This is a genomic window from Micromonospora sp. DT227, from assembly GCF_049841835.1.
Classification (GTDB): Bacteria; Actinomycetota; Actinomycetes; order Mycobacteriales; family Micromonosporaceae; genus Micromonospora.
This window is the reverse complement of sequence record NZ_JBNCLA010000002.1, coordinates 458,243-480,185: the sequence shown is the minus strand read 5'-3', so window position 1 is coordinate 480,185 and position 21,943 is coordinate 458,243. Positions and strand designations below refer to the sequence as shown.

Sequence of the window (21,943 nt, the reverse complement as noted above, 5' to 3'; positions counted from 1 at the left end):
CTCCGGTACAGTCGGGGAAGAGGGATGACGGAGAGAAAAGGGCGTTGCGGCCCGAGATGGGAATAACTGAGCGGTTAGTGCGGTTGAGGCAGATATAAGTACCGCCGGCAGCTATCGCCAAGCCCCCGTCCCCTGTGCAATGGTGTACTCCGCAAATGGGCTGCCGGGCCCGAAAGGTCCGGCACGAGACAGCCGGACACCCGCCCCGACGTGGGCGGCCAGCCGATCCGGTGATGGAGGAAACGTGCCGAGAGCCCCATGGCGCCGGCGTCGTACTACTGACAGTCCGCGCCCCGCAGGGCGTCGCTGGGCGGGCCGGTTGCGCCGCAGCAGCACGTTCGCCCGCCAGGTGCTGTTGGTCCGGGTGGGCCGCCGGGACGGCCTGGCCGGTCCCGGGACCGACCTGGTCACCCCCGACCGCCGCTACGCCGACCGCCAGCGTCTCCGCTACGGCCGGTTCGACGCCGACGTCGAAGCGGTACGCCCGATCAGCCCGGCGCTCGCCCCGGCCGCGCCGGTCGACGAGTCCCCGGCCATGTCGATCCCGCTGCTGCCCGGCGAGCGCACCGCCGCCCGGCGCGCCAAGTTCGCGCTGGTCAACGCGTGCACCCTGAGCAGCCTCATGCTCGGCATGCTGGCCATCTTCCTGGCCATGCAGGGCGAGGTGCGGCTCGCCGCGGTCTGCCTGATCGCGTGCGTCGCGTTCGACGGCCTCGACGGCGCCCTGGCCCGCAAGCTCGGCGTGGCCAGCCCGTTCGGCGCGCAGATGGACTCGCTTGCCGACATGTGCTCGTTCGGCCTCGCCGCGCCGGTGGTGGTCTACGCCTCGCTGGCCGGCTCGGTGCCGCCGGCCGCCGCCGCGGTCGCGTGTGCCCTGGTCGCGGCGTGCGCGGCCATCCGGCTCGCCCGGTTCAACGTCTCGCCGAAGGACGGCCGGTTCTTCTGCGGCGTGCCGACCACGATGGCGGCGATGGTGCTCGCCCTGACCGTGGCGATCGGCGTGCCGGTCCCCGGCCTGGTCATGGTCGCCGGCGTGGCGCTGCTCGCCTTCGCGATGGTGTCCAGCTTCCCCTACGCCAAGCTCGCCCGGCTGCTGAAGCTGCCGCCGTGGCTCTGGGTGGCCCCGGTGGTCGGCGCGCTCGTCGACATCCGGCTCACCTTCGCCCTCGTGGTGGTGGGTTACCTGGCCAGCGGCCCGCTGCTCTGGCTGCACCAGCGCCGCGACGCCTGACACGCGTCACGTAACGCCGAAAGGGGCGCCGCTCTCGCGAGCGGCGCCCCTTTCGCGTACGTCGCGGGCGGGTCAGCGCCAGCGGGCGATGACCGTCGACCCGCCGATCACCTTGTCGCCGGGGCCGACCAGCGGGTCCGCGGCGTCGACCGGCAGGTAGACGTCGGTGCGCGAGCCGAACCGGATCAGACCGAAGCGCTCGCCCTTCGCCAGCAGCGAGCCGACCGGTGCCCGCTGCACGATACGGCGCGCGATCAGGCCGGTGCGCTGCGCCACGATCACCGTGCCGTGGTCGGTGTCCAGCACCGTGTACGCCGCCACGTTGTGCTCGGCGTCCGGCTTCATGGCGTTGACGAAACCACCGTCGGCGACGAAGTAGTCGACCACCTTGCCGGCCACCGGAGCCCGGTTGACGTGCACGTCCAGCACCGACAGGAAGACCGCGACCCGCAGCCACCCGCCGTCGCCGAAGCGCTCGTCGGTGAGCCGCTGCACGGACAGGACCTGGCCGTCCGCGGCGGCGACCACGGCCGACGGGTCCTCCGGGACGTCCCGCTGCGGGTCCCGGAAGAACGCGGCCACCGGCGCCGCGGCCAACGCCGGCACCAGCCAGAGCTTGGACTTCGGCCGGGCGGCCCGGGCCAGGGCGGCCAGGCCGAGCGTGATGCCGGCGGCGGCCACCCCGTTGGAGTCGATGTGCATCTGCCGGGTCACCGGCACGCTCGACGGCCGGTACGCCGGCGACAGCGAGGCCGCCAGCGCGGCCGGCGCCGGGGTGAGGCGCAGGTGGTGCACGCGGAGCGGCGGGGAGTTGCGCAGCACCACGTCGGTGCGGACGCCGTGCAGCACGCCCTGCCGCTCCAGCTCGGGGCCGGCGCCCTCGGTGCGGAACAGCGGCGCGGCGACGCTGAGCACCGCGCCGTCGGCCAGGTACTTGGACAGGCCGTCCACCGCGGCGCGGGCCTCCTCGGCGGTGCCGGTGAACGGCTCGGCGACGAACACCACCGCGGCGGCGTCCGCCTCGGTGAGCGTGTCGACCACGCGTACCCGGTCGGCGACCCAGCGGCCCTGGGCCGTCACGTGCTCGCGGAGCGCCGCCGCCGCGGCGCCCTCCGCCGGCACCACGACCAGCCGGTCGCCCGGGAGCAGCGCCTCGATCGCCGCGGCCAGCACCGCGGACTCCGGGGTCGCGCCGACCAGCAGGCCGGTCTTCGGGTCGTTACGCCGGGCGAACTCGCTGACGAGCGTGCGGGCGGCGCGCTCGCCGACGCGGACCGCACCGGACGGACCGGTGACACGCACGGCGGGGGACTGGGTCATGTCGGACGAGCTCCTGACGCGTAGGGACGGACGGGGACCGCTACGGCGACGCGACCGGCCGGCCGGGGCGGAACGGGAGCGCCGGGCGTGGTCGGGGCGGCCCGGACCGGACGGCGGAAGGCGGGGTCTCCCTCGATCCAGCATAGGCCGCGCCCGCGGGCCGCCGCACCGGCGCGGTCAGGCCGGCGGCTCCCCGGGGGTACGCCGTCCGGCCGGTGGCGCGACGGCCCCCGGGTCGACCGCGGGCAGCTCGCGGGTGGCCGGCCCGGACCGGTCCTCCGGTTCGGCGGTGGCCGGTTCCCCGGTCGCCGGTCCGGCCGCTGACCGGCCCGCCCCGTGCTCGGCCGGCAGGTCCTCCCGGGCCGGCGCCGGCACCTCGGTCACCGCGTCGGTGGCCCACTCGTCGGCCCGCTCGGCAGCCGGGCCGACGCCGGCCGGGGTGCCGTCCCGGTACGGCGCGGGCACCGTCGTCTCCGCGCCGCCCGGCTGCCCGTACCGGTCGGGCTGGTCTGGCTGAGCCGGTGCCGTCGGCCGGTCCGGGCCGCGGACCGAGCGCAGCGCGCCGACCAGGCCGAGCAACCCGATCACGACCAGCCCGCCGGCCAGGAACCAGCCCACCGGGGGCACGTCCAGCCCGAGGATCCGGGCCAGCAGCCACCAGAGGGCGAGCCCGAGGAAGACAAGTCCGAAGGCGAACGACACGATGTCCGTACGGTGGGCCTTCACCGGGTCACCTCCAGATTGCCGGCGTTCACGTGGACGTAGAGACGCAGTTTGCCCCCGCCGGGGCCGTCCGCGCCGGCGTCGGTGCTCTCCCAGCGGCGACCGCTGAGCCCGCCGGTGTGCCGGTCGAAGACGGTGGCGTCACCGGCGTTCACGTCGGCCACCGTGGTCACGTCCACGTTCGCCGGCACGACCACCGTCGCGTTGCCGAGGTTCACGTCCACGGTCACCTGGATGTCCTGCTTGTCGAAGTCGATGGCCCGTAGGTCGAGCACCGCGTCACCGAGGTTGTTCTCGTACCGGTCGGCCAGGTCGCGGCGGTCGGTCGGGGCCCAGGTGACGTTGCCGTCGATGCCGCGTACCCGGTCGTAGGACTCGGCGACGGTGGCGACGCCGAGCGCCGCCGCCGTCACCAGACCGAGAGCGATCAGCCAGCGGGCGCGGCCGAACCAGGTGCCCACGAGCAGCCCCAGGCCGATGGTGGCCAGCGCCGCGGCGAAGTAGCCGGCCGCGCCGACCGGAAACACGCCGAGCAGGTCGAGCATCGCCACCAGGCCCAGCGCCAGGAAGATCAGCGAGAACGTGATCGCACCGAGCGGGGAGCGTTCCCTCGGCCGCTTCGGCGGGCGGGGCGGTCGGGCCGGCGCTGGGGCGGGGGGCGACCCGGCGTACGGGCCGTGCGGGGCGAACGGCGGACGGTAGCCGCCCGGCGGCAGCGGCGCGCCCACCGGGGCGGGCGGGGGCACGGCGGTCGGTCCGCCGAGCGGCGCGCCGGTGGTCGGCGCGGCGGGCCAGCTCGGGCCCGGCCCGGTGCCGGTGTCACCGGCCGGCGACGTCACCGGGGGCAACGCGGCGGTCACCGGCTCGGACCGGGCCGGTCGGGTGCCGGCCGCGGCGGGCCAACCCGGGGCGGGCAGCGGCGCGGTCGGGTAGCCGATCCCGGCACCGGTGGCCGGTGCGGCCGGATAGCCGGGTCGGGCCTGACCGGGCGGCGTGGCCGGGTAGCCGGGGAACGGGGCAGCCGGATAGCCGGGTTCGGCGTGGCCGGGCGGGTGGCCGGGCTCGGCGTCCGCGTGCGGTGCGGCGGGGTGGCCCGGCCCGGTCCGGGCGGACGCGGTGACCGGGTCGCCCGCCGCGGGCCGGGCGGCCGGTGCGGAGCCGGCCCCGGGCGGGCCGGCCGGCCAACCCGGCGTGACCTCGACCGGCTCGTCGGTCCGGGACGTGGCGCCGGCTCCGGCCGGTGGCGGGTACCCGGCGGGTCCGCCCGGCCACGGCGGGACGGGCGGCGGCGCGGATCCGGCGGGCGGACCGGCCCAGGAGGCAGCCGGTGGCGCGGGGAACGGCCCGCCGGACGGCGGCACCGGCCCGGGGTACGCGCCGGCCCGGGGCACGGGCCCGCGCTGGTCGCGGTTGAGCATCAGCGCGCCGCCGATCAGGATCACGGCGCCGAGCAGGATGGCCCGGAAGCCGTCGGTGACGACGTACGCGAAGCCGACCGCGACCACGATGCCGAGCACGATGACGGTGACCGGGGACATGCTGGAGCGGCCCCGGCCGAGCATCGACTCCACGGGTGAGGCGGTGTCGCCCTCCCCGGGGATGATCAGCCACGCGGCGACGTAGACCAGGATGCCGATGCCGCCGAAGAAGCCGAGCACGGCCAGCAGGACGCGCCACAGCACCGGGTCGGTGTTGGTGGCCCGGCCGATGGCGGCGCACACCCCGGCCAGGTAGCGGCCCTCCCGGGGGCGGACCAGCCCGTACCGGGTGGTGAAGCCGGCGGCGCCGGGCGGTGGGGCGTACCCGCCGGGGGGTGGCTCGGCGAACGGCGCGCCGCCGCCGGGCGGCGGGGGCGTGTCGTCGGCGGTGGGGGCCGGCCCCGGCGGGGGCGGCGGTGGATCGTCCTGTGCTGCCGCCCAGGGGCGGGGCGGACGGGCAGCGTCCTCGGTCATGCCTCCGATAGTGCTGCCCCGGCCGCCCGGACGACCTCCGGAACCGACCCTGACCCCACCCTGAGATCCCCCGGCGGGGAATGTCCGGGGCGTCCCCGTGGTCCGGGGCGTTCCGATCGTGTGACGATCGGGGCGTCGGCCGCCGCCGGCACCTCGCGCCGAACCGGGAGTCTGAAGATCAGCAGCACCGTCACGCCGCATCCCCCGCGCCTCTACCGGGCCACCGAGCACCGGTTGGCCGCCGGGGTGGCCGCCGGCATCGCCGAGCACCTGGGCATCCCGGTGCTCCGGGTCCGCGTGGCGTTCATGGTGCTGCTCGGGCTCAGCGGGCTCGGGCTGCTGCTCTACGCCGCGTTCTGGGCGGTGGTCCCGCCCCGGCCCGGCGACACCGCCGTGCCGCCCCGCCGCGACCTCGCCCAGTTGCTGCCGTTCGTGGTGATCGGGTTGGGCGTGCTGCTGCTCCAGGTGGTCGCGTTCGACTCGGTCGGGGCGGCCGGCACCGCCGGCTGGCTGGTCGCGATCATCGCGGTCGGCGCCGGGGTCATCTGGCACCAGTCCGGCCCGGAGCGTCGCCGGCAGTGGGGCGACTCGGCGGTGCCCTGGCTGGGCGCGGTGGTGGAGGAGAGCGACCGGCGGGCGTTCGTGCTCCGCTTCATCGGCGGCGGCGTGCTCGTCGCGGTCGGCATCATCGGCGTGGCCGCCGTCTACTCGCCGGCGCAGAACTTCGACGCGGTGCTCAACGGCGTCATCTTCGCGCTGGTCGGGCTGGCCGGCGTGGGCGTGGTGACCGGCCCGGTGCTGTGGCGCACCTGGAACCAGCTCCGGTCGGAGCGGGAGGGGCGGATCCGCGAGCAGGAGCGCGCCGAACTGGCCGCCATGGTGCACGACCAGGTGCTGCACACGCTCGCCCTGATCCAGCGCAACGCCGGCGACGTCAAGACCGTGCAGCGGCTGGCCCGGGGGCAGGAACGCTCGCTGCGCAACTGGCTCTACAAGCCGGCCGCCTCGCCGACCGAGCGCTTCGCGGCCGCGCTGGAGCAGGCCGCCGCCGAGGTGGAGGACACGTTCGCGATCACGGTCGAGGCGGTGGTGGTCGGCGACCGGGAGACCGACGAGCGGGTCGGCGCGCTCGTCGCGGCCACCCGGGAGGCGCTCGTCAACGCGGCCCGGCACGCCGGGGTGCAGACCGTGTCGCTCTACGCCGAGGTGGAGCCGGAGCAGGTGAGCGCGTTCGTGCGGGACCGGGGCAAGGGCTTCGACCCGGATACGGTGGAGAATCACCGACACGGCGTCCGGGGTTCGATCATCGGCCGGATGCAGCGGCACGGCGGCCGGGCGGAGATCCGGTCCGAGCCGGGGGAGGGGACGGAGGTCCGGCTGATCCTGCCGATCAGCGGCTCCGGCTCCGGTGCCGGCTCCACGGCGGAAAGGGACAGGTGACCATGTCCGAGCAGGAACCGGTCGAGGGCGCGGCGCCGCGAGGGCCGCTGCGGGTGTTCCTCGTCGACGACCACGCCATGTTCCGGGCCGGCGTCCGCGCCGAGCTGGGCACCCGGGTCGAGGTCGTGGGCGAGGCCAGTTCGGTGGCGGAGGCGGTGGCCCGGATCGCGGTCACCCAGCCGGACGTGGTGCTGCTGGACGTGCACATGCCGGACGGGGGTGGCCGCGCCGTGCTGGAGGCGATGCGGCGTACCCACCCGCAGGTGAGGTTCCTGGCGCTGAGCGTGTCCGACGCGGCCGAGGACGTGATCGGGCTGATCCGGGCCGGCGCCCGGGGGTACGTGACGAAGACCATCTCGCCCGAGGAACTGACCGACGCGATCCGCCGGGTGGCCGACGGCGACGCGGTGTTCAGTCCGCGGCTGGCCGGGTTCGTGCTGGACGCGTTCGCGTCCCGGCCGGACGCGCCGGTCGCCGATCCCGAGCTGGATCAGCTCACCAACCGGGAGCGCGAGGTGCTGCGGCTGCTCGCCCGGGGGTACGCGTACAAGGAGATCGCCAAGGAGCTGTTCATCTCGATCAAGACGGTGGAGACGCACGTCTCCAACGTGTTGCGCAAGCTCCAGATGTCGAACCGCTACGAGCTGTCCCGCTGGGCCGCCGACCGTCGGCTGGTCTGATCGCCGGCAGCCTCGTCCACCTGGTCGGCGGGGGTGCCCGCAAGTCGACGAGGACCTCAGCCGTACGGGTAAAAACTGCGCGTACCCGGCGTTCGCTCGCGCGTTCCGCAGCGGGCCGCGGCCTGCCCGCGCGCCGGAGGTTCGGGGTGGTCTGGATCGAGGTGGGCATGTCGTGCCTGGTCAGAGGCGTGTGATCCGCGCCGTTTGTGATTTTTTCTCAGGTATCAGCGACGTGGCGAGCAACTAACGGCTTGATAACGGCACCTTCACGGAAAGGGCCGGTGGGTGTCACAGTGGCAGCACCTCACCCCCCGGTGTGAGGCATCTCGTCGGGCCCGCCGACCACGGAACGCCGCTACCGCGCCGCCCGTGGTCGTCGATCCTGCGTGATGTCCTCGTCGAAGGGTGTGGCGCCCGGCGGATCGGTACCCCAGGGGTGTCCCGATTTCCTCTGCGGTAAACCGACGACCTGTGGTTCGGGTCGTCGGCGGTGTCACCCCCCACACGTGCGTGAAACCCACGACGGAACCAGGTTAGAAAGAGGAGGCCCCTCGCAATGAGAGTCTCGAAGCGGGCGAGCGGCGCGCTCGCGGTGGGCGCGGCATTCGCGCTCGTCGCGTCCGGCTGCTCCAGCGGGAACAACGACGGTGGCGACACCGGCGCGAGCAAGGACGGCGCCATCGTCATCGACGGCACCCAGCCGGAGAACCCGCTGGTTCCGTCGAACACCACCGAGACCGGTGGCGGCAAGATCATCGACTGGGTCTGGAGCGGCCTGGTCGAGTACCCCAACAACGGTGGGGCGCCGCAGAACCTGCTCGCCGAGTCGATCGACACGAGCGACTCCAAGGTCTTCAAGATCAAGATCAAGCAGAACACCAAGTTCCACGACGGCAGCACGGTCAAGGCCGAGAGCTTCGTCAAGGCCTGGAACTGGGCGGCGTACGGGCCGAACGGCGCGCAGAACGCCTCCTTCTTCTCCGACATCCAGGGCTTCGGCGACGTCTACACCGAGGACCCGGACGGCCCGGACGGCCCGAAGAAGGCCCCGGAGCCGAAGGCCAAGGAGATGTCCGGCCTGAAGGTCGTCGACGACTGGAACTTCGAGGTCACGCTCTCCGCGCCGACCGCCGTGTTCCCGACCAAGCTCGGCTACAGCGCCTTCATGCCGCTGCCGGACGCGTTCTTCGCCACCACCCCGGCGGAGTTCGGCAAGAAGCCGATCGGTAACGGCCCGGTCAAGCTCGTCTCCTGGCAGGACGACGTCGAGATCAAGCTCACCCGCTTCGACGACTACAGCCTGCGCGACAAGATGAAGATCAAGGACGTCACCGTCAAGATCTACCAGGACGACACGGCGGCCTACAACGACCTGCTCGCCAACAACCTGGACTTCCAGCAGCAGGTTCCGGTCTCGTCGCTGGCCGGCGACAAGTGGAAGACCGACCTGGGCGAGCGGGCGATCCAGACGACCGTTCCGTCGACCGGCATCATCGCCTTCCCGATCTACGACAAGCGCTTCACCAACCCGAAGCTGCGCAAGGCGATCTCGCTCTCCATCGACCGGCAGGCCGTCACCGACAAGATCTTCTTCGGTAACCGCAAGCCGGCCGACAGCTGGGCCAACCCGCTGACCCCGGGCGCCGAGCCGGGCAACTGCACCGCCTGCAAGTTCGACGTGGCCCAGGCCAAGCAGCTCCTCCAGGAGGCCGGTGGCTTCCAGGGCAAGCTGACCCTGTCGTACAACGCGGACGCCAGCCACAAGGAGTGGATGGAGGCCGTCGCCCAGCAGATCAAGACCAACCTGGGCATCGACGCGGTCGCCGTCGGCGTGCCGACCTTCGCGGTCTTCCGTGCCAACATCAACAACTACAAGATGACCGGCATGTACCGCGCCGGCTGGCAGCAGGACTACCCGGACGTCGAGAACTGGATCAACCCGCTCTACGTGACCGGCGGTTCCTCGAACGACGGCAAGTACAGCAACCCGCAGGTGGACGCCCTCGCCAAGGAGGCCTCCGCGGCCCCCAGCATCGAGGAGGCCCACAAGAAGTTCGCCGAGGCCGTCAAGCTGATCGACCAGGACGTCCCGACGATCCCGATCTACTTCAGCGGCGAGCAGTCCGGCCACTCGGAGAAGATCAAGAAGCTGGAGCTGACCAACGTCGGCGAGCTCGACATCACCTCGGTCGAACTCTGATCCGAACGGTCTGACCCCGGGTCGGGCTCGCCTACCGGTGAGCCCGGCCCGGGGCCGTTCCGCGAGGGGGTGTACAACAAACCCCTCGCACGTTGTCGTCACCGCGTCGGGTGCCCGGCGCTCCCTGTCTGGAGGACCACCCCATGGGCCGTTATCTCTTGAGACGGCTGCTGCAACTCGTCCCGGTGTTCATCGGTACGACGTTCCTGATCTACTGGCTCGTCTGGTCGGTGCCCGGTGACCCCTTCGCCGGCAAGTGCGGCGACCGCGGTTGCCCGCCGAACTACCGGGCCATGATGACCGAGAAGTACCATCTCGACGACTCGATCTGGGTGCAGTACGCCAGCTACATGAAGAACCTGTTCCAGGGTGACTTCGGTATCACGTTCGGCGGTCGCGAGATCAGCGACATCATCGCCACGTCGTACCCGAACACCCTGAAGCTGGCGGTGGTCGCCCTCGCCATCGAGGCCGTGATCGGTCTCGGCGCGGGCATCCTGACCGGTCTGCGACGCAACGGTTTCCTGGACAACCTGGTCCTGGTCTCCACCCTGTTCCTGATCGCCCTGCCGGTCTTCGTCATCGGCTTCGTGCTGCAGTGGGTGCTCGGCGTCAAGTGGGGCATCATCAACCCGACCGTCTCCAACGAGATGCGGTTCAGCGAGCTGATCGTGCCCGGCTTCGTGCTCGGCAGCGCCTCGATGGCGTACATCGCCCGGGTGGCGCGCACGAGCATCGCCGAGAACCGGCGGGCCGACTACGTCCGTACCGCGATCGCCAAGGGCCTCCCGATGCGCCGGGTGGTCGGCGTGCACCTGCTCCGCAACTCGCTCATCCCGGTGGTCACGCTGCTCGGCACCGACCTCGGTGCGCTGATGGGTGGCGCGATCGTCACCGAGGGCATCTTCGGCATCAACGGCATCGGCCGGCAGGTGCTCCGCTCGATCGTCACCAAGGAGAGCGCTACCGTTGTCGGCATCGTGGTGGTGCTGGTGGTCGTCTACCTCGTGATGAACCTGCTGGTGGACCTGCTCTACGCCGCCCTCGACCCGAGGATCCGCTATGAGTGACGAGCGCCGCAGCGAACGAATCGTCCCAGCAGTCTGCGCGGGCAACCACGCCCGCGCCGAGCGCAGCGAGGTGCGGGCATGAGTGACCCGAGTACCGCGTCGATCGTGTCGACGCCGCCCGCGACCATGCCCACCGAGGCCGGGTCCGGTGCGCCCACCAACGCCGGCCTGCCGGAGAGCGCCAAGCAGCAGAAGCCGCGCGGCCTGCTCGGCGACGCCTGGCTCGACCTCCGTCGCAAGCCGCTGTTCTGGATCTCCGCCGCGTTCATCCTGCTCTTCATCGTGATGGCCGCGTTCCCGTCGCTGTTCACCTCCGGCGACGCGGTCAACGGCGCGCTGGAGCGCAGCCGGGTCGAGCCGTCGTCGTCGGCCTGGTTCGGCTACGACGTGCAGGGCCGCGACGTCTACTCCCGGGTCATCTACGGCGCCCGCGCGTCGATCGTGGTGGCCCTGGTGTCCACCATCCTCACGCTGCTGTTCGGCGGCGCGATGGGCATCATCGCCGGCTACCGCGGCGGCTGGGTGGACGCGGTGCTGTCCCGGGTCGCGGACATCTTCTTCGGCCTGCCGTTCGTGCTCGGCTCGATCGTCATCCTGACCACGTTCAACGGCTCGGGCACCGACAACGGCGAGTGGACGATCATGGGTCTGGTCATCCTGTCCCTGAGCGTGCTGAGCTGGCCCGTGGTGATGCGGCTGATGCGCTCGTCGGTGCTCGCCACCAAGGAGGCCGACTACATCGTCGCGGCCCGCGCGCTGGGTGCCGGCACCGGTCGGATCATCCTGAAGCACCTGCTGCCCAACTGCCTGGCGCCGCTGCTGGTCTACGGCACGATCATGGTGGGTTCGTTCATCGGCGCGGAGGCCACGCTCTCCTTCCTGGGCATCGGCCTGAAGAGCCCGGTGGTCTCCTGGGGCATCATGATCAGCGAGGCGCAGAACTACATCCGGGTCTCGCCGTTCCTGCTGTTCTTCCCCTCCGCGTTCCTCGTCACCGCCGTGCTGAGCTTCGTGATGCTCGGCGAGGCGGTCCGCGAGGCCCTCGACCCGAAGCTCCGATAGGGGAACTGAGTTGTCCGACATTCTCGTGTCCGAGCAGTCCGCGGCCGGCGCCGACGGATCCGGCCGCCCCTCGGGCCGCCTGCTCGAGGTCGACGACCTGCGGGTCGAGTTCCGCACCCGGGACGGCGTCGCCAAGGTCATCAACGGTGTGACGTACCACGTCGACGCGGGGGAGACCCTCGCCGTGCTCGGCGAGTCCGGCTCCGGGAAGAGCGTCACCGCGCAGACGGTCATGGGCATCCTGGACACCCCGCCCGGGTTCGTCACCGGTGGCGAGGTCCGCTTCCACGGCAAGGACATGCTCAAGCAGTCCGCCGAGCAGCGGCGACGGATCCGTGGCGAGGGCATCGCCATGATCTTCCAGGACTCGCTCTCGGCCCTCAACCCGGTTTTCACCGTCGGCTTCCAGATCGCCGAGCAGTTCCGCATCCGGCGCGGCCTCAGCCGCTCGGACGCCAAGAAGCGCGCGATCGAGATGCTCGACCAGGTGAAGATCCCCAACGCCAAGGGTCGGTTCAGCAACTACCCGCACCAGTTCTCCGGCGGTATGCGGCAGCGCGCCATGATCGCGATGTCGATCGCGCTCGACCCGGAGGTGCTGATCGCCGACGAGCCGACCACCGCGCTGGACGTGACCGTGCAGGCCCAGATCATGGACCTGCTCGGCGAGCTCCAGCGGGAACGGCAGATGGGCATGATCCTGATCACCCACGACCTCGGCGTGGTCGCCGACGTCGCGGACCGGATCGCGGTCATGTACGCCGGCCGGATCGTCGAGGAAGCCAACGTCTACGAGCTGTACGCCAAGCCGGCGCACCCGTACACGCTCGGCCTGCTCAACTCGATCCCGCGGATGGACGAGAAGGGGCAGGAGCTCCGGACCATCAAGGGGCTTCCGCCGAACCTGATGAACATCCCGCCGGGCTGCGCCTTCAACCCGCGCTGCCCGATGGCGCAGCCGGTGTGCCGGGAGAAGGTCCCGCCGCTGCTGCAACTGGGCCACGGCCGGGCCAGCGCCTGCCACTTCGCCGAGGAGCTCGTGAACCGTGACTGAGAACATCATCGAGGTTCGTGACCTGGTCAAGCACTACCCCGTGACCCAGGGTGTGGTGTTCAAGAAGACCATCGGTCACGTCAAGGCGGTCGACGGCGTCTCCTTCGAGCTGAAGGCCGGCGAGACGCTCGGCGTGGTCGGCGAGTCCGGCTGCGGCAAGTCGACGCTCGCCCGGGTGCTGATGAACCTGGAGAAGCCGACCGCCGGCCAGGTGCTCTACAAGGGCCAGGACATCTCCAAGCTCTCCGGTGGCGCGCTGCGGCGGTTGCGCCGGCAGATCCAGCTGGTGATGCAGGACCCGTACACCTCGCTGAACCCCCGGATGACGGTCGGTGACCTGATCGGCGAGCCGTTCGAGATCCACTCCGAGGTGGCTCCGCGCGGCAGCCGACGCGGCAAGGTCAAGGAACTGCTCGACCTGGTCGGCCTCAACCCGGAGCACATCAACCGCTACCCGCACCAGTTCTCCGGCGGTCAGCGGCAGCGCATCGGCATCGCCCGGGCGCTGGCGCTGCGGCCCGAGGTGATCGTCTGCGACGAGCCGGTGTCGGCCCTGGACGTGTCCATCCAGGCCCAGGTGATGAACCTGCTGGAGAAGCTCCAGGCCGAGCTCGGTCTGTCGTACGTCTTCATCGCCCACGACCTGTCGGTCGTGCGCCACCTGTCGGACCGGGTCGCCGTCATGTACCTGGGCAAGATGGTGGAGGTCGGCACCGAGGACGAGATCTACGAGCGGCCGACCCACCCGTACACCCAGGCGCTGCTGTCGGCGGTGCCGGTGCCGGACCCGACCCTGCGGGAGAGCAAGGCGATCATCCGGCTCCAGGGTGACGTCCCCTCGCCGGTCAGCCCGCCCTCGGGCTGCCGGTTCCGCACCCGGTGCTGGAAGGCGCAGGACGTCTGCGCCCAGGAGGTGCCGCTGCTGGAGATCCGGCCGGGCTCGGACCACCCGAGCGCCTGCCACTTCGCGGAGAAGCGGCAGATCGTCGTCACCCACGAGGTGGCCTGAACCAGACCGGACCGCCTGCCGACGTCAGCCCGACGCCGGCAGGCGGTTCGTCGTCTGCGGGGCGGGTCGGGTCACAGCGGGCCGCGGCCGGCGCGCAGCAGCAGAAGCGCGAGCTGAGTGCCGTCGGTGCCGAGTTCGGTGCGGAACCGCTCCAGGATCTCCCGCTCGCGGGAGAGCACCAGCCGGGTGCCCCCGGCCGCCATCCGGGTCGCGCCGACCTCCTGGGACAGCGCCGCCCGTTCCTGCCAGAGCGCGATGAGCGTCCGATCGATCTCGTCGATCCGGCGCCGGATCTCACCGATCCGCTCGGCCGCCACCGAGTCGTCGGTGCCGGTCCGCGCCGCCGCGGCGCCGGTCGGGTCACCGCCGGCCTTCCGGTCGTGCCGCGCCAGGCCGCCGCTGGACTCCACCACGTCAGTCATCATCGTCGTCCCTCTCGGGGCTCGGACCCGGTACCCGGATCCCGGGACGGAAAAGCCCCGGGCTCGGGGAGCCCGGGGCTTTTCGTAGGTCTGATGTGATCAGGCGCGACCCACGGCTGCCGGACTCCCGGTGCCGTAGTAAAAAAAGCGCTTGTCGAACACGTCGTCGAGTATGCCGACCGGCGGGGCGGACGCGCAAGGAAACCGGCCAACTGGTGGGACGGGACGCGGTCCGGGGACCCGGGCGCGCGGACGGGGAAGTGTCCGGGCGACGGCATAGACTCGGGCTGCGATGCATCCTCTCTTCGACATTCCCGCGTCCCCGCCCGCGCCGGAGTCCCGGCCGACCCCGCCGCGCCGTTCCGGGGGCGCCCGGTCGGATCCGCAGGCCCTCCTCGACGGCCTGAACGGCCCGCAGCGGGACGCGGTGACCCACGCCGGCTCCCCGTTGCTGATCGTGGCCGGCGCCGGCTCGGGCAAGACGCGCGTGCTGACCAACCGGATCGCCTACCTGCTCGCCGCCCGGGACGTGCACCCCGGCGAGATCATCGCGATCACGTTCACCAACAAGGCCGCCGGCGAGATGAAGGAACGGGTGGCCGCGCTGGTCGGCCCGCGCGCCCGGATGATGTGGGTGTCGACGTTCCACTCGGCCTGTGTCCGGATCCTGCGGGCCGAGCACGAGCACGCCGGCCTCAAGTCGACGTTCTCCATCTACGACGCCGACGACTCCCGGCGGCTGATGCAGCTTGTCGCCCGCGAGCTGGACCTGGACCCGAAGCGCTACCCGGCGCGGGGTCTGGCGGCCCAGGTGTCCAACCTGAAGAACGAGCTGGTCGACCCGGAGGAGTTCGCCGGCCGGGCCAAGGGGCCGAACGAGCGGGCGTTGGCCGAGGCGTACGCGCTCTACCAGCGCCGGCTGCGCGAGGCCCACGCGCTGGACTTCGACGACCTGATCATGACCACCGTGCACCTGCTCCAGTCGCACCCGCACGTGGCGGAGAGCTACCGGCGCCGGTTCCGGCACGTGCTCGTCGACGAGTACCAGGACACCAACCACGCCCAGTACGTCCTGATCAAGGAGCTGGTCTCCGGCACCGAGGGCATCCCGCCGGCCGAGCTGTGCGTGGTGGGCGACGCCGACCAGTCGATCTACGCGTTCCGGGGCGCGACCATCCGCAACATCCTGGAGTTCGAGCGGGACTTCACCGACGCCCGCACCATCCTGCTGGAGCAGAACTACCGCTCGACCCAGACCATCCTCAACGCGGCCAACGCGGTCATCGACCGGAACACCTCACGCAAGCCCAAGCGGCTGTGGAGCGACGCCGGCGCGGGCGAGCAGATCGTCGGCTACGTGGCGGACACCGAGCACGCCGAGGCGGACTGGGTGGCCCGGGAGATCGACCGGCTGGTCGACGCCGGCGACACCCGGCCGGGCGACGTGGCGGTCTTCTACCGCACCAACGCCATGTCCCGGGTGTTCGAGGAGGTGTTCATCCGGGTCGGCCTGCCCTACAAGGTGGTCGGTGGGGTGCGCTTCTACGAGCGCAAGGAGGTCCGCGACGCGCTGGCCTACCTGCGGGCCGTGGTCAACGACGACGACACGGTCAGCCTGCGCCGGATCCTCAACACCCCCCGGCGGGGCATCGGCGAACGGGCCGAGGCCTGCGTCGAGGCGCTGGCCGCCCGGGACCGCATCTCGTTCGGCGCCGCGCTGCGCCGGGCGAAGGACGCGCCGGGCATCTCCACCCGGGCGGCCAACGGCATCGCCGAGTTCGTCGCACTGCTCGACTCGGCCCGTGAGCTGACCGCCACCGGCACCCCGGAGGAAGTGCTGGAGGCGCTGCTGACCCGCTCGGGCTACCTGGCCGAGCTGGAGGAGAGCCTCGACCCGCAGGACGCCGGCCGGGTGGACAACCTGCAGGAGCTGGTGAGCGTCGCCCGGGAGTACACCGAGCGGATCGAGTCGCTGGGCGCGGACGACGAGCGGGCCACGCTGGCCGGCTTCCTGGAGCAGGTGGCGCTGGTCGCCGACGCCGACGCGATCCCCTCCGACGACCCCGACCACCAGGGCGTGGTCACCCTCATGACGCTGCACACCGCCAAGGGGCTGGAGTTCCCGGTGGTCTTCCTGACCGGTCTGGAGGACGGCGTCTTCCCGCACCTGCGCTCGCTCGGCGACACCCGCGAGCTGGAGGAGGAGCGCCGGCTGGCGTACGTGGGCATCACCCGGGCCCGGCAGCGCCTCTACCTGTCCCGGGCGGTCACCCGGTCGGCCTGGGGTGCGCCGGCCTACAACCCACCGTCGCGGTTCCTGGAGGAGCTGCCGCCGGAGCTGGTGCGGTGGGAGCGCACCGAGGGGTCGTACACCTCGTGGGGTGGCGGCGGTGGTGGCGTCGGTGGCCGGGCGGACCGGATGTCCGGCGGCGGCCGGGGTGGCTTCACCGGCGGCACGCCCCGGGCGACCCAGCTCGCCAAGCGTCTCGGCGTGGACGCCAGCCGGCTGGCCACCGCGAGCGATCTGAAGCAGGCGCCCAAGGTCTCGGTGGGCGACCGGGTCAACCACCAGCGCTACGGCCTGGGCCGGGTGCTGGCGGTGGAGGGTGCCGGGCCGGGTGCCCGGGCGCAGATCGACTTCGGCGAACAGACCATGTGGCTGGTGCTGCGACACGCGCCGATCGACAAGCTCTGAGCGTCGAGGAGGCCCGGTCCGGTGTCGCACCGGCCGGGCCTCCTCGTCGTGCGGTGGCGGTCAGCAGGCCACGTCGACGCCGCGGGCGCGCAGGAACGGTGCCGGGTCGATCTGGTTCCACATAGCACCCTGGTGCACCTCGAAGTGCAGGTGCGGGCCGGTGGCGTCACCGGTGGCGCCCTCGTAGCCGATGACCTGACCGGCCTTGACCCGGTCGCCGACGTCGACGAGCAGCCGGCTCTGGTGGGCGTAGTGGGTCAGGTAGCCGTTGTGGTGGTCGACGAAGACGGAGTTGCCGTAGCCGTCGCCCACGTCGCCGGCCTTGACCACGGTGCCGGACGCGGCGGCCCGGATCGGGGTGCCGTCGGGCATGGCGAAGTCGATGCCGGCGTGCAGCGTGCCCCACCGCGGCCCGAAGCAGGAGGTGATGTCGGCCCCCTGCATCGGGATGACCCAGCTCGGCTTCGGCGCGGCCTTCTTCTTCGTCGGCTTCGGCTTCGGCTTTGGCTTCGGCGGCACGGTCTTCGGCGGCTTCGGGCTGGTCGCGCTCGGGCTGGGGAACGGGCTGGCCGGCGTCGCGGACGGGGTGACCGGGCGGAGCGACTCGCGGGCCGACCGGTCGGCGCGGGCAGCGGCCTCGGCGCGGGCCCGCGCGTCGAAGTCGACAGCGGCCGGCGCCGGCGCCGGACTGTCGTCGGTGGCGACCAGGACACCGCCGAGGCCGAGACCGAGCAGGGCCAGCGCGCCGGTGACCAGGTACGCGGTCCGCCGGCCGGTCCGCCGGTGCCGGGCGGGGGCGGGGTCCGGGGTGGTGCCGTTCGGGGTGGGACTGCTGTGCTGCACGGGAACCTTCACCAGTTGAGGGGCACGTGGACCTGGAAATACTGGTGTCGGTCTCCGAGCGCGCCGGTGGCGGGTTCGCGGCCCGGTCGGGTGCGTCGCCGGATCGTGTCCGCGATCGGGCCCGGCTGGGCGATTCACGACTAGCGTCGATCACCGGGTGGTGTGGGCCCGCTCACATCGTGCGGTGTGACGGGGCAGACATACGCCCACGCGAAACCGCCCGGATCGCGGGATCCGGGCGGTCATCGGGCGGTGCGGAGCGTCAGGAGGCGGCTACGTCGCCGTAGAGTGCCTCGGTTTCGAGCTTGATGTCCACCCCGCGCTCCTGGAGGAACGTCACCGGGTCGCGCGGCTCGCCGTTGACATGCACCTCGAGGTGCAGGTGCGAGCCGTAGGAGTGGCCGGTGTTGCCGACCAGGCCGAGTTGGTCGCCGGCCTTCACCTTTTGGCCCTCCTTGACGGTGACCGCGGAGGAGTGGCCGTAGATGGCCTCGCTGCCGTCGGAGTGCTTGACGATCACGGCGTAGCCGTAGCCGCCGAACCAGCCGGCCTTGGTGACGGTGCCGGCGTGGACCGCCTTGTAGGGCGTGCCCTCCGGCGCGACCAGGTCGATGCCGGTGTGCAGCTTGCCCCAGCGCATGCCGTAGGGCGACTTGAAGTCGTAGCCGTGCAGGGGGAGGAGCCAGGGGTCCTGCTCGGTGGCGGCGGTGTCGCCACCCGACCGGTCGTCGCGGGTGGCACGGTCGGCGCTGTCGGCGCGGGCCGCGGCGTCCTGGCTGGCGACCGAGGCCTGCCGGAGCTCGTCGAGGACGGACGGGCTGACGCTCTTGGCGTCGGGAAGGGCGTTCGCGCCGAGGGCGACGATGCCGGCGCCGACGAAGGCGGTCGTGACGACCGCCGCGTAGCGGCTCCGCGGGGGGGTGGGTACGCGGCGACGACCGCGATATCTATCGGGCTCAGACGACAGGCGCTGGCGCACGCACACCCTCCGTTGTCGGGGATCCGATGCGACCTCGGGCCGTTCGGTGAAGCTCTGCCGAACGTCCGGTGCCGCGTCGTCACCCGTCCGTGGACTTGATGACAACCGTGGACACGTTAGCCAACCGCCACTCCTGTCACAAGCCGAAGCGCCGAATCGGCGTTTCGTTATGTCCGTTTACATCCTGTCTTGTGTCATCTCGTGCCGCCGGTTGGATGGCGTGTCGACTGGCCTTTCGTCGCGGACCGTGACCGATCGGCGGAGGTGTCCGACTTCCGGCGGGCCCGGGTGGGCGGTATGGCGCAGCCCGGCTTCCCGCCCCCGGCCCACCCGGGTTACCGTTCGTTCAGGGTCAGCAGTGCCGGTGCCGGTGAAAGGTGTGCGCAGATGAGCTCTCGGATTCGGGTCGTCGTCGCCAAGCCCGGCCTGGACGGCCACGACCGCGGCGCGAAGGTCGTCGCCCGCGCGCTGCGGGACGCCGGCATGGAGGTCATCTACACCGGCCTGCACCAGACCCCCGAGCAGATCGTCGAGACGGCGATCCAGGAGGACGCGGACGCGGTCGGTCTCTCGGTGCTCTCCGGCGCGCACATGACGCTGTTCAAGCGGGTCGTCGAGCTGCTCACCGACCGCGAGGCGGCCGACATCGTGGTCTTCGGCGGCGGCATCATCCCGGAGGCCGACATCCCCGAGCTGGAGCGGCTCGGCGTCGCGAAGATCTTCACCCCGGGCGCCACCACCGGGTCGATCGTCGACTGGGTACGGGAGAACGTGGCCCAGCCGGTCGGCTGATTCCGGGCAGGGGGAGGGGCCGGACGCACCCCTCACACGCCCGGCCCCTCTATGCACGATGCCCCGCCGCCACCCCTCGACCGACAGGGCATCGGCCGCTCCCGTCATCGCGCTTGACCAGCGCTCCGACATCAGACTCAACGACGCCCCTGACCGGGGGTTACGCCCCGACGCGGACATCCCCCGGACGGCTGACACCGCGTCTCTCGTCGTGCGCTACCGCGACGACGGCTGTGCATTACCGCACACCCCGCACCCGCTCGGTTGCCGCCGGTTCCCATCTCGTTAGGCTGCGGCAAATGGCCTGTCTGTTCTGATGACAGGCGTCAAACTGATTTTCCAACGCTGGTGGCGGCGCGACGGCGCGCCGCGGAGACGGGACGGGACGCGCAATCGTGGACCTGTACGAGTACCAGGGGCGGGACCTGTTCGAGCGGCACGGTTTGCCAGTGCTCGCCGGCGGCGTCGCCACTACCCCGGAGGAGGCCCGCGCGATCGCCGAACGCCTCGGCGGCCGGGTGGTCGTCAAGGCGCAGGTGAAGGTCGGTGGCCGCGGCAAGGCCGGCGGCGTGAAGCTGGCCGAGGGCGCGGAGGAGACGGTGGCCCGGGCCACCGACATCCTCGGCATGGACATCAAGGGTCACACGGTCCACAAGGTCATGATCACGGTGACCGCGGACGTGGCCGAGGAGTACTACTTCTCGTACCTGCTCGACCGGGCGAACCGCACCTTCCTCTGCATCGCCAGCGTCGCCGGCGGCATGGACATCGAGGCGGTCGCCGCCGAGACCCCCGAGAAGGTCGTCAAGGCGCCGATCGACGCGAACACCGGCGTGGACGAGGCCAAGGCGCGGGAGATCGTCACCGCAGCCGGCTTCCCGGCCGAGGTCGCCGACCAGATCGTCGACGTCGCGGTCGGGCTGTGGCAGGCGTTCGTCGCCGAGGACGCCACCCTGGTCGAGGTGAACCCGCTGGCCACCACGAAGGACGGCAAGCTGCTGCTCCTGGACGCCAAGGTCACGCTGGACGAGAACGCCGGGTTCCGGCACCCGGACCACGAGGCCCTGGTCGACCAGGCGTCGGTGGACCCGCTGGAGCAGGCCGCCAAGGAGAAGGACCTCAACTACGTCAAGCTCGACGGTGAGGTCGGCATCATCGGCAACGGCGCGGGCCTGGTCATGTCCACGCTCGACGTGGTCGCGTACGCCGGGGAGCGGCACGGCGGCGTCAAGCCGGCCAACTTCCTCGACATCGGCGGCGGCGCGAGCGCCGAGGTGATGGCGAACGGCCTGGAGATCGTCCTCTCCGACCCGTCGGTGAAGAGCGTCTTCGTCAACGTCTTCGGCGGCATCACCGCCTGCGACGCGGTCGCCAACGGCATCGTGCAGGCGCTGGCGCTGCTGGAGCAGCGCGGCGAGAAGGCCACCAAGCCGCTCGTGGTCCGCCTCGACGGCAACAACGCCGAGGAGGGCCGGGCCATCCTCGACGGCGCGGCGAACCCGCTCATCCAGCGGGTCGACACCATGGACGGCGCGGCCGAGCGGGCCGCCGAGCTGGCAGCGGCGGGGGTCTGACAATGGCTATCTGGCTGACCAAGGACTCCAAGGTCATCGTGCAGGGCATGACCGGTTCCGAGGGTTCCAAGCACACCCGGCGGATGCTCGCCGCCGGCACCACCGTGGTCGGCGGCGTGAACCCGCGCAAGGCCGGCACCACTGTCGACTTCGACGGCACCGAGCTGCCGGTCTTCGCCTCCGTCGCGGACGCGATGAAGGAGACCGGGGCCGACGTCACGGTCATCTTCGTGCCGCCGCAGTTCACCAAGGCCGCCGTGGTCGAGGCGATCGACGCCGGCATCGACCTGGCCGTGGTGATCACCGAGGGCGTGCCGGTGCACGACACCGCCGCGTTCTGGGCGTACAACGTGGCCAAGGGCGAGCGCACCCGGATCATCGGCCCGAACTGCCCCGGCATCGCCTCGCCGGGCGCCTCCAACGCCGGCATCATCCCGGCCGACATCACCGGCGTCGGCCGGATCGGCCTGGTCAGCAAGAGCGGCACGCTGACCTACCAGATGATGTACGAGCTGCGCGACATCGGCTTCTCCACCTGCGTCGGCATCGGCGGTGACCCGATCATCGGGACCACCCACATCGACGCGCTGGCCGCCTTCGAGGCGGACCCGGAGACCGACGCGATCGTCATGATCGGTGAGATCGGTGGCGACGCCGAGGAGCGGGCGGCCGAGTTCATCAAGGCCAACGTCACCAAGCCGGTGGTCGGCTACATCGCCGGCTTCACCGCCCCGCCCGGCAAGACCATGGGTCACGCCGGCGCGATCATCTCCGGTTCGGCCGGCACCGCCGACGCGAAGAAGGCGGCGCTGGAGGCGGTCGGCGTCAAGGTCGGCAAGACCCCGACCGAGACCGCCGAGCTGATGCGGGAGCTGATGTCCGGCCGCTGAGCGGTCA

The 21,943-nt window shown here is 71.8% G+C and carries 18 protein-coding genes; 12 read left to right on the top strand and 6 right to left on the bottom strand.

Going from position 1 to position 21,943, the window contains the following annotated elements:
• Window positions 1-319: 319 nt before the first annotated feature.
• A complete protein-coding gene (locus tag ACLQ2W_RS11175) occupies window positions 320-1,231 on the top strand; it encodes a CDP-alcohol phosphatidyltransferase family protein (protein WP_405091173.1) in 912 nt (303 codons plus the stop codon).
• Between the two features lie 72 nt (window positions 1,232-1,303).
• On the opposite strand, the gene ACLQ2W_RS11170 is transcribed toward ACLQ2W_RS11175, so the two are convergent.
• From ACLQ2W_RS11170 to ACLQ2W_RS11160, 3 genes are all read right to left on the bottom strand, one after another.
• Entirely contained in the window at window positions 1,304-2,551 is a 1,248-nt protein-coding gene (locus ACLQ2W_RS11170) for a phosphatidylserine decarboxylase (RefSeq protein ID WP_425786322.1), read from the bottom strand.
• Window positions 2,552-2,728: 177 nt separating this feature from the next.
• Complete coding sequence (locus ACLQ2W_RS11165; RefSeq protein ID WP_425786321.1) at window positions 2,729-3,277, bottom strand: hypothetical protein; 549 nt, start codon at window positions 3,275-3,277, stop codon at window positions 2,729-2,731.
• A complete protein-coding gene (locus ACLQ2W_RS11160; protein ID WP_425786320.1) occupies window positions 3,274-5,226 on the bottom strand; it encodes a PspC domain-containing protein in 1,953 nt (650 codons plus the stop codon). Before ACLQ2W_RS11160 ends, ACLQ2W_RS11165 begins: the two co-directional genes overlap by 4 nt.
• Before the next feature lie 171 nt (window positions 5,227-5,397).
• Between ACLQ2W_RS11160 and ACLQ2W_RS11155 the strand changes: the two genes are divergently transcribed.
• From ACLQ2W_RS11155 to ACLQ2W_RS11125, 7 genes are all read left to right on the top strand, one after another.
• Complete coding sequence (locus tag ACLQ2W_RS11155; protein ID WP_425786487.1) at window positions 5,398-6,666, top strand: PspC domain-containing protein; 1,269 nt, start codon at window positions 5,398-5,400, stop codon at window positions 6,664-6,666.
• A 2-nt stretch (window positions 6,667-6,668) separates the two neighbouring features.
• Entirely contained in the window at window positions 6,669-7,346 is a 678-nt protein-coding gene (locus ACLQ2W_RS11150; protein ID WP_107158888.1) for a response regulator, read from the top strand.
• A 556-nt stretch (window positions 7,347-7,902) separates the two neighbouring features.
• Window positions 7,903-9,546, top strand: a complete 1,644-nt coding sequence (locus ACLQ2W_RS11145; protein WP_425786319.1) for a peptide ABC transporter substrate-binding protein — start codon at window positions 7,903-7,905, stop codon at window positions 9,544-9,546.
• A gap of 143 nt (window positions 9,547-9,689) precedes the next feature.
• The gene (locus tag ACLQ2W_RS11140; RefSeq protein WP_107158893.1) at window positions 9,690-10,616 is read left to right on the top strand and encodes an ABC transporter permease; all 927 of its coding nucleotides are present in this window, start codon (window positions 9,690-9,692) and stop codon (window positions 10,614-10,616) included.
• Window positions 10,617-10,694: 78 nt separating this feature from the next.
• Entirely contained in the window at window positions 10,695-11,678 is a 984-nt protein-coding gene (locus tag ACLQ2W_RS11135) for an ABC transporter permease (protein WP_281937979.1), read from the top strand.
• Between the two features lie 25 nt (window positions 11,679-11,703).
• The gene (locus tag ACLQ2W_RS11130) at window positions 11,704-12,732 is read left to right on the top strand and encodes an ABC transporter ATP-binding protein (RefSeq protein WP_405094333.1); all 1,029 of its coding nucleotides are present in this window, start codon (window positions 11,704-11,706) and stop codon (window positions 12,730-12,732) included.
• Complete coding sequence (locus ACLQ2W_RS11125) at window positions 12,725-13,741, top strand: ABC transporter ATP-binding protein (protein WP_405091167.1); 1,017 nt, start codon at window positions 12,725-12,727, stop codon at window positions 13,739-13,741. Before ACLQ2W_RS11130 ends, ACLQ2W_RS11125 begins: the two co-directional genes overlap by 8 nt.
• A 71-nt stretch (window positions 13,742-13,812) precedes the next feature.
• Here ACLQ2W_RS11125 and ACLQ2W_RS11120 read toward each other — a convergent pair whose 3' ends face one another.
• Window positions 13,813-14,166 (bottom strand): chorismate mutase, encoded by a 354-nt coding sequence (locus ACLQ2W_RS11120; RefSeq protein ID WP_425786318.1) that lies wholly within the window; start codon window positions 14,164-14,166, stop codon window positions 13,813-13,815.
• A 289-nt stretch (window positions 14,167-14,455) separates the two neighbouring features.
• Between ACLQ2W_RS11120 and pcrA the strand changes: the two genes are divergently transcribed.
• A complete protein-coding gene (gene pcrA, locus ACLQ2W_RS11115; RefSeq protein WP_405091166.1) occupies window positions 14,456-16,858 on the top strand; it encodes a DNA helicase PcrA in 2,403 nt (800 codons plus the stop codon).
• A gap of 60 nt (window positions 16,859-16,918) precedes the next feature.
• Here pcrA and ACLQ2W_RS11110 read toward each other — a convergent pair whose 3' ends face one another.
• Both ACLQ2W_RS11110 and ACLQ2W_RS11105 read right to left on the bottom strand, forming a co-directional pair.
• Window positions 16,919-17,701, bottom strand: coding sequence for a M23 family metallopeptidase (locus ACLQ2W_RS11110; RefSeq protein WP_425786317.1), 783 nt, complete (start codon window positions 17,699-17,701; stop codon window positions 16,919-16,921).
• Window positions 17,702-17,963: 262 nt separating this feature from the next.
• Entirely contained in the window at window positions 17,964-18,680 is a 717-nt protein-coding gene (locus ACLQ2W_RS11105; protein ID WP_425786316.1) for a M23 family metallopeptidase, read from the bottom strand.
• Window positions 18,681-19,067: 387 nt separating this feature from the next.
• Here ACLQ2W_RS11105 and ACLQ2W_RS11100 point away from each other — a divergent pair, with 387 nt between their 5' ends.
• The 3 genes from ACLQ2W_RS11100 (at window position 19,068) to sucD (ending at window position 21,936) form a co-directional block, all read left to right on the top strand.
• A complete protein-coding gene (locus tag ACLQ2W_RS11100) occupies window positions 19,068-19,472 on the top strand; it encodes a cobalamin B12-binding domain-containing protein (protein WP_425786315.1) in 405 nt (134 codons plus the stop codon).
• A gap of 395 nt (window positions 19,473-19,867) precedes the next feature.
• Window positions 19,868-21,046 carry an ADP-forming succinate--CoA ligase subunit beta gene (gene sucC, locus ACLQ2W_RS11095; protein ID WP_107158926.1) on the top strand — a complete coding sequence of 393 codons (1,179 nt, stop codon included), beginning with the start codon at window positions 19,868-19,870 and terminating at the stop codon, window positions 21,044-21,046.
• A 2-nt stretch (window positions 21,047-21,048) separates the two neighbouring features.
• Window positions 21,049-21,936, top strand: coding sequence for a succinate--CoA ligase subunit alpha (gene sucD, locus ACLQ2W_RS11090; protein ID WP_281937966.1), 888 nt, complete (start codon window positions 21,049-21,051; stop codon window positions 21,934-21,936).
• Window positions 21,937-21,943: the final 7 nt, after the last annotated feature.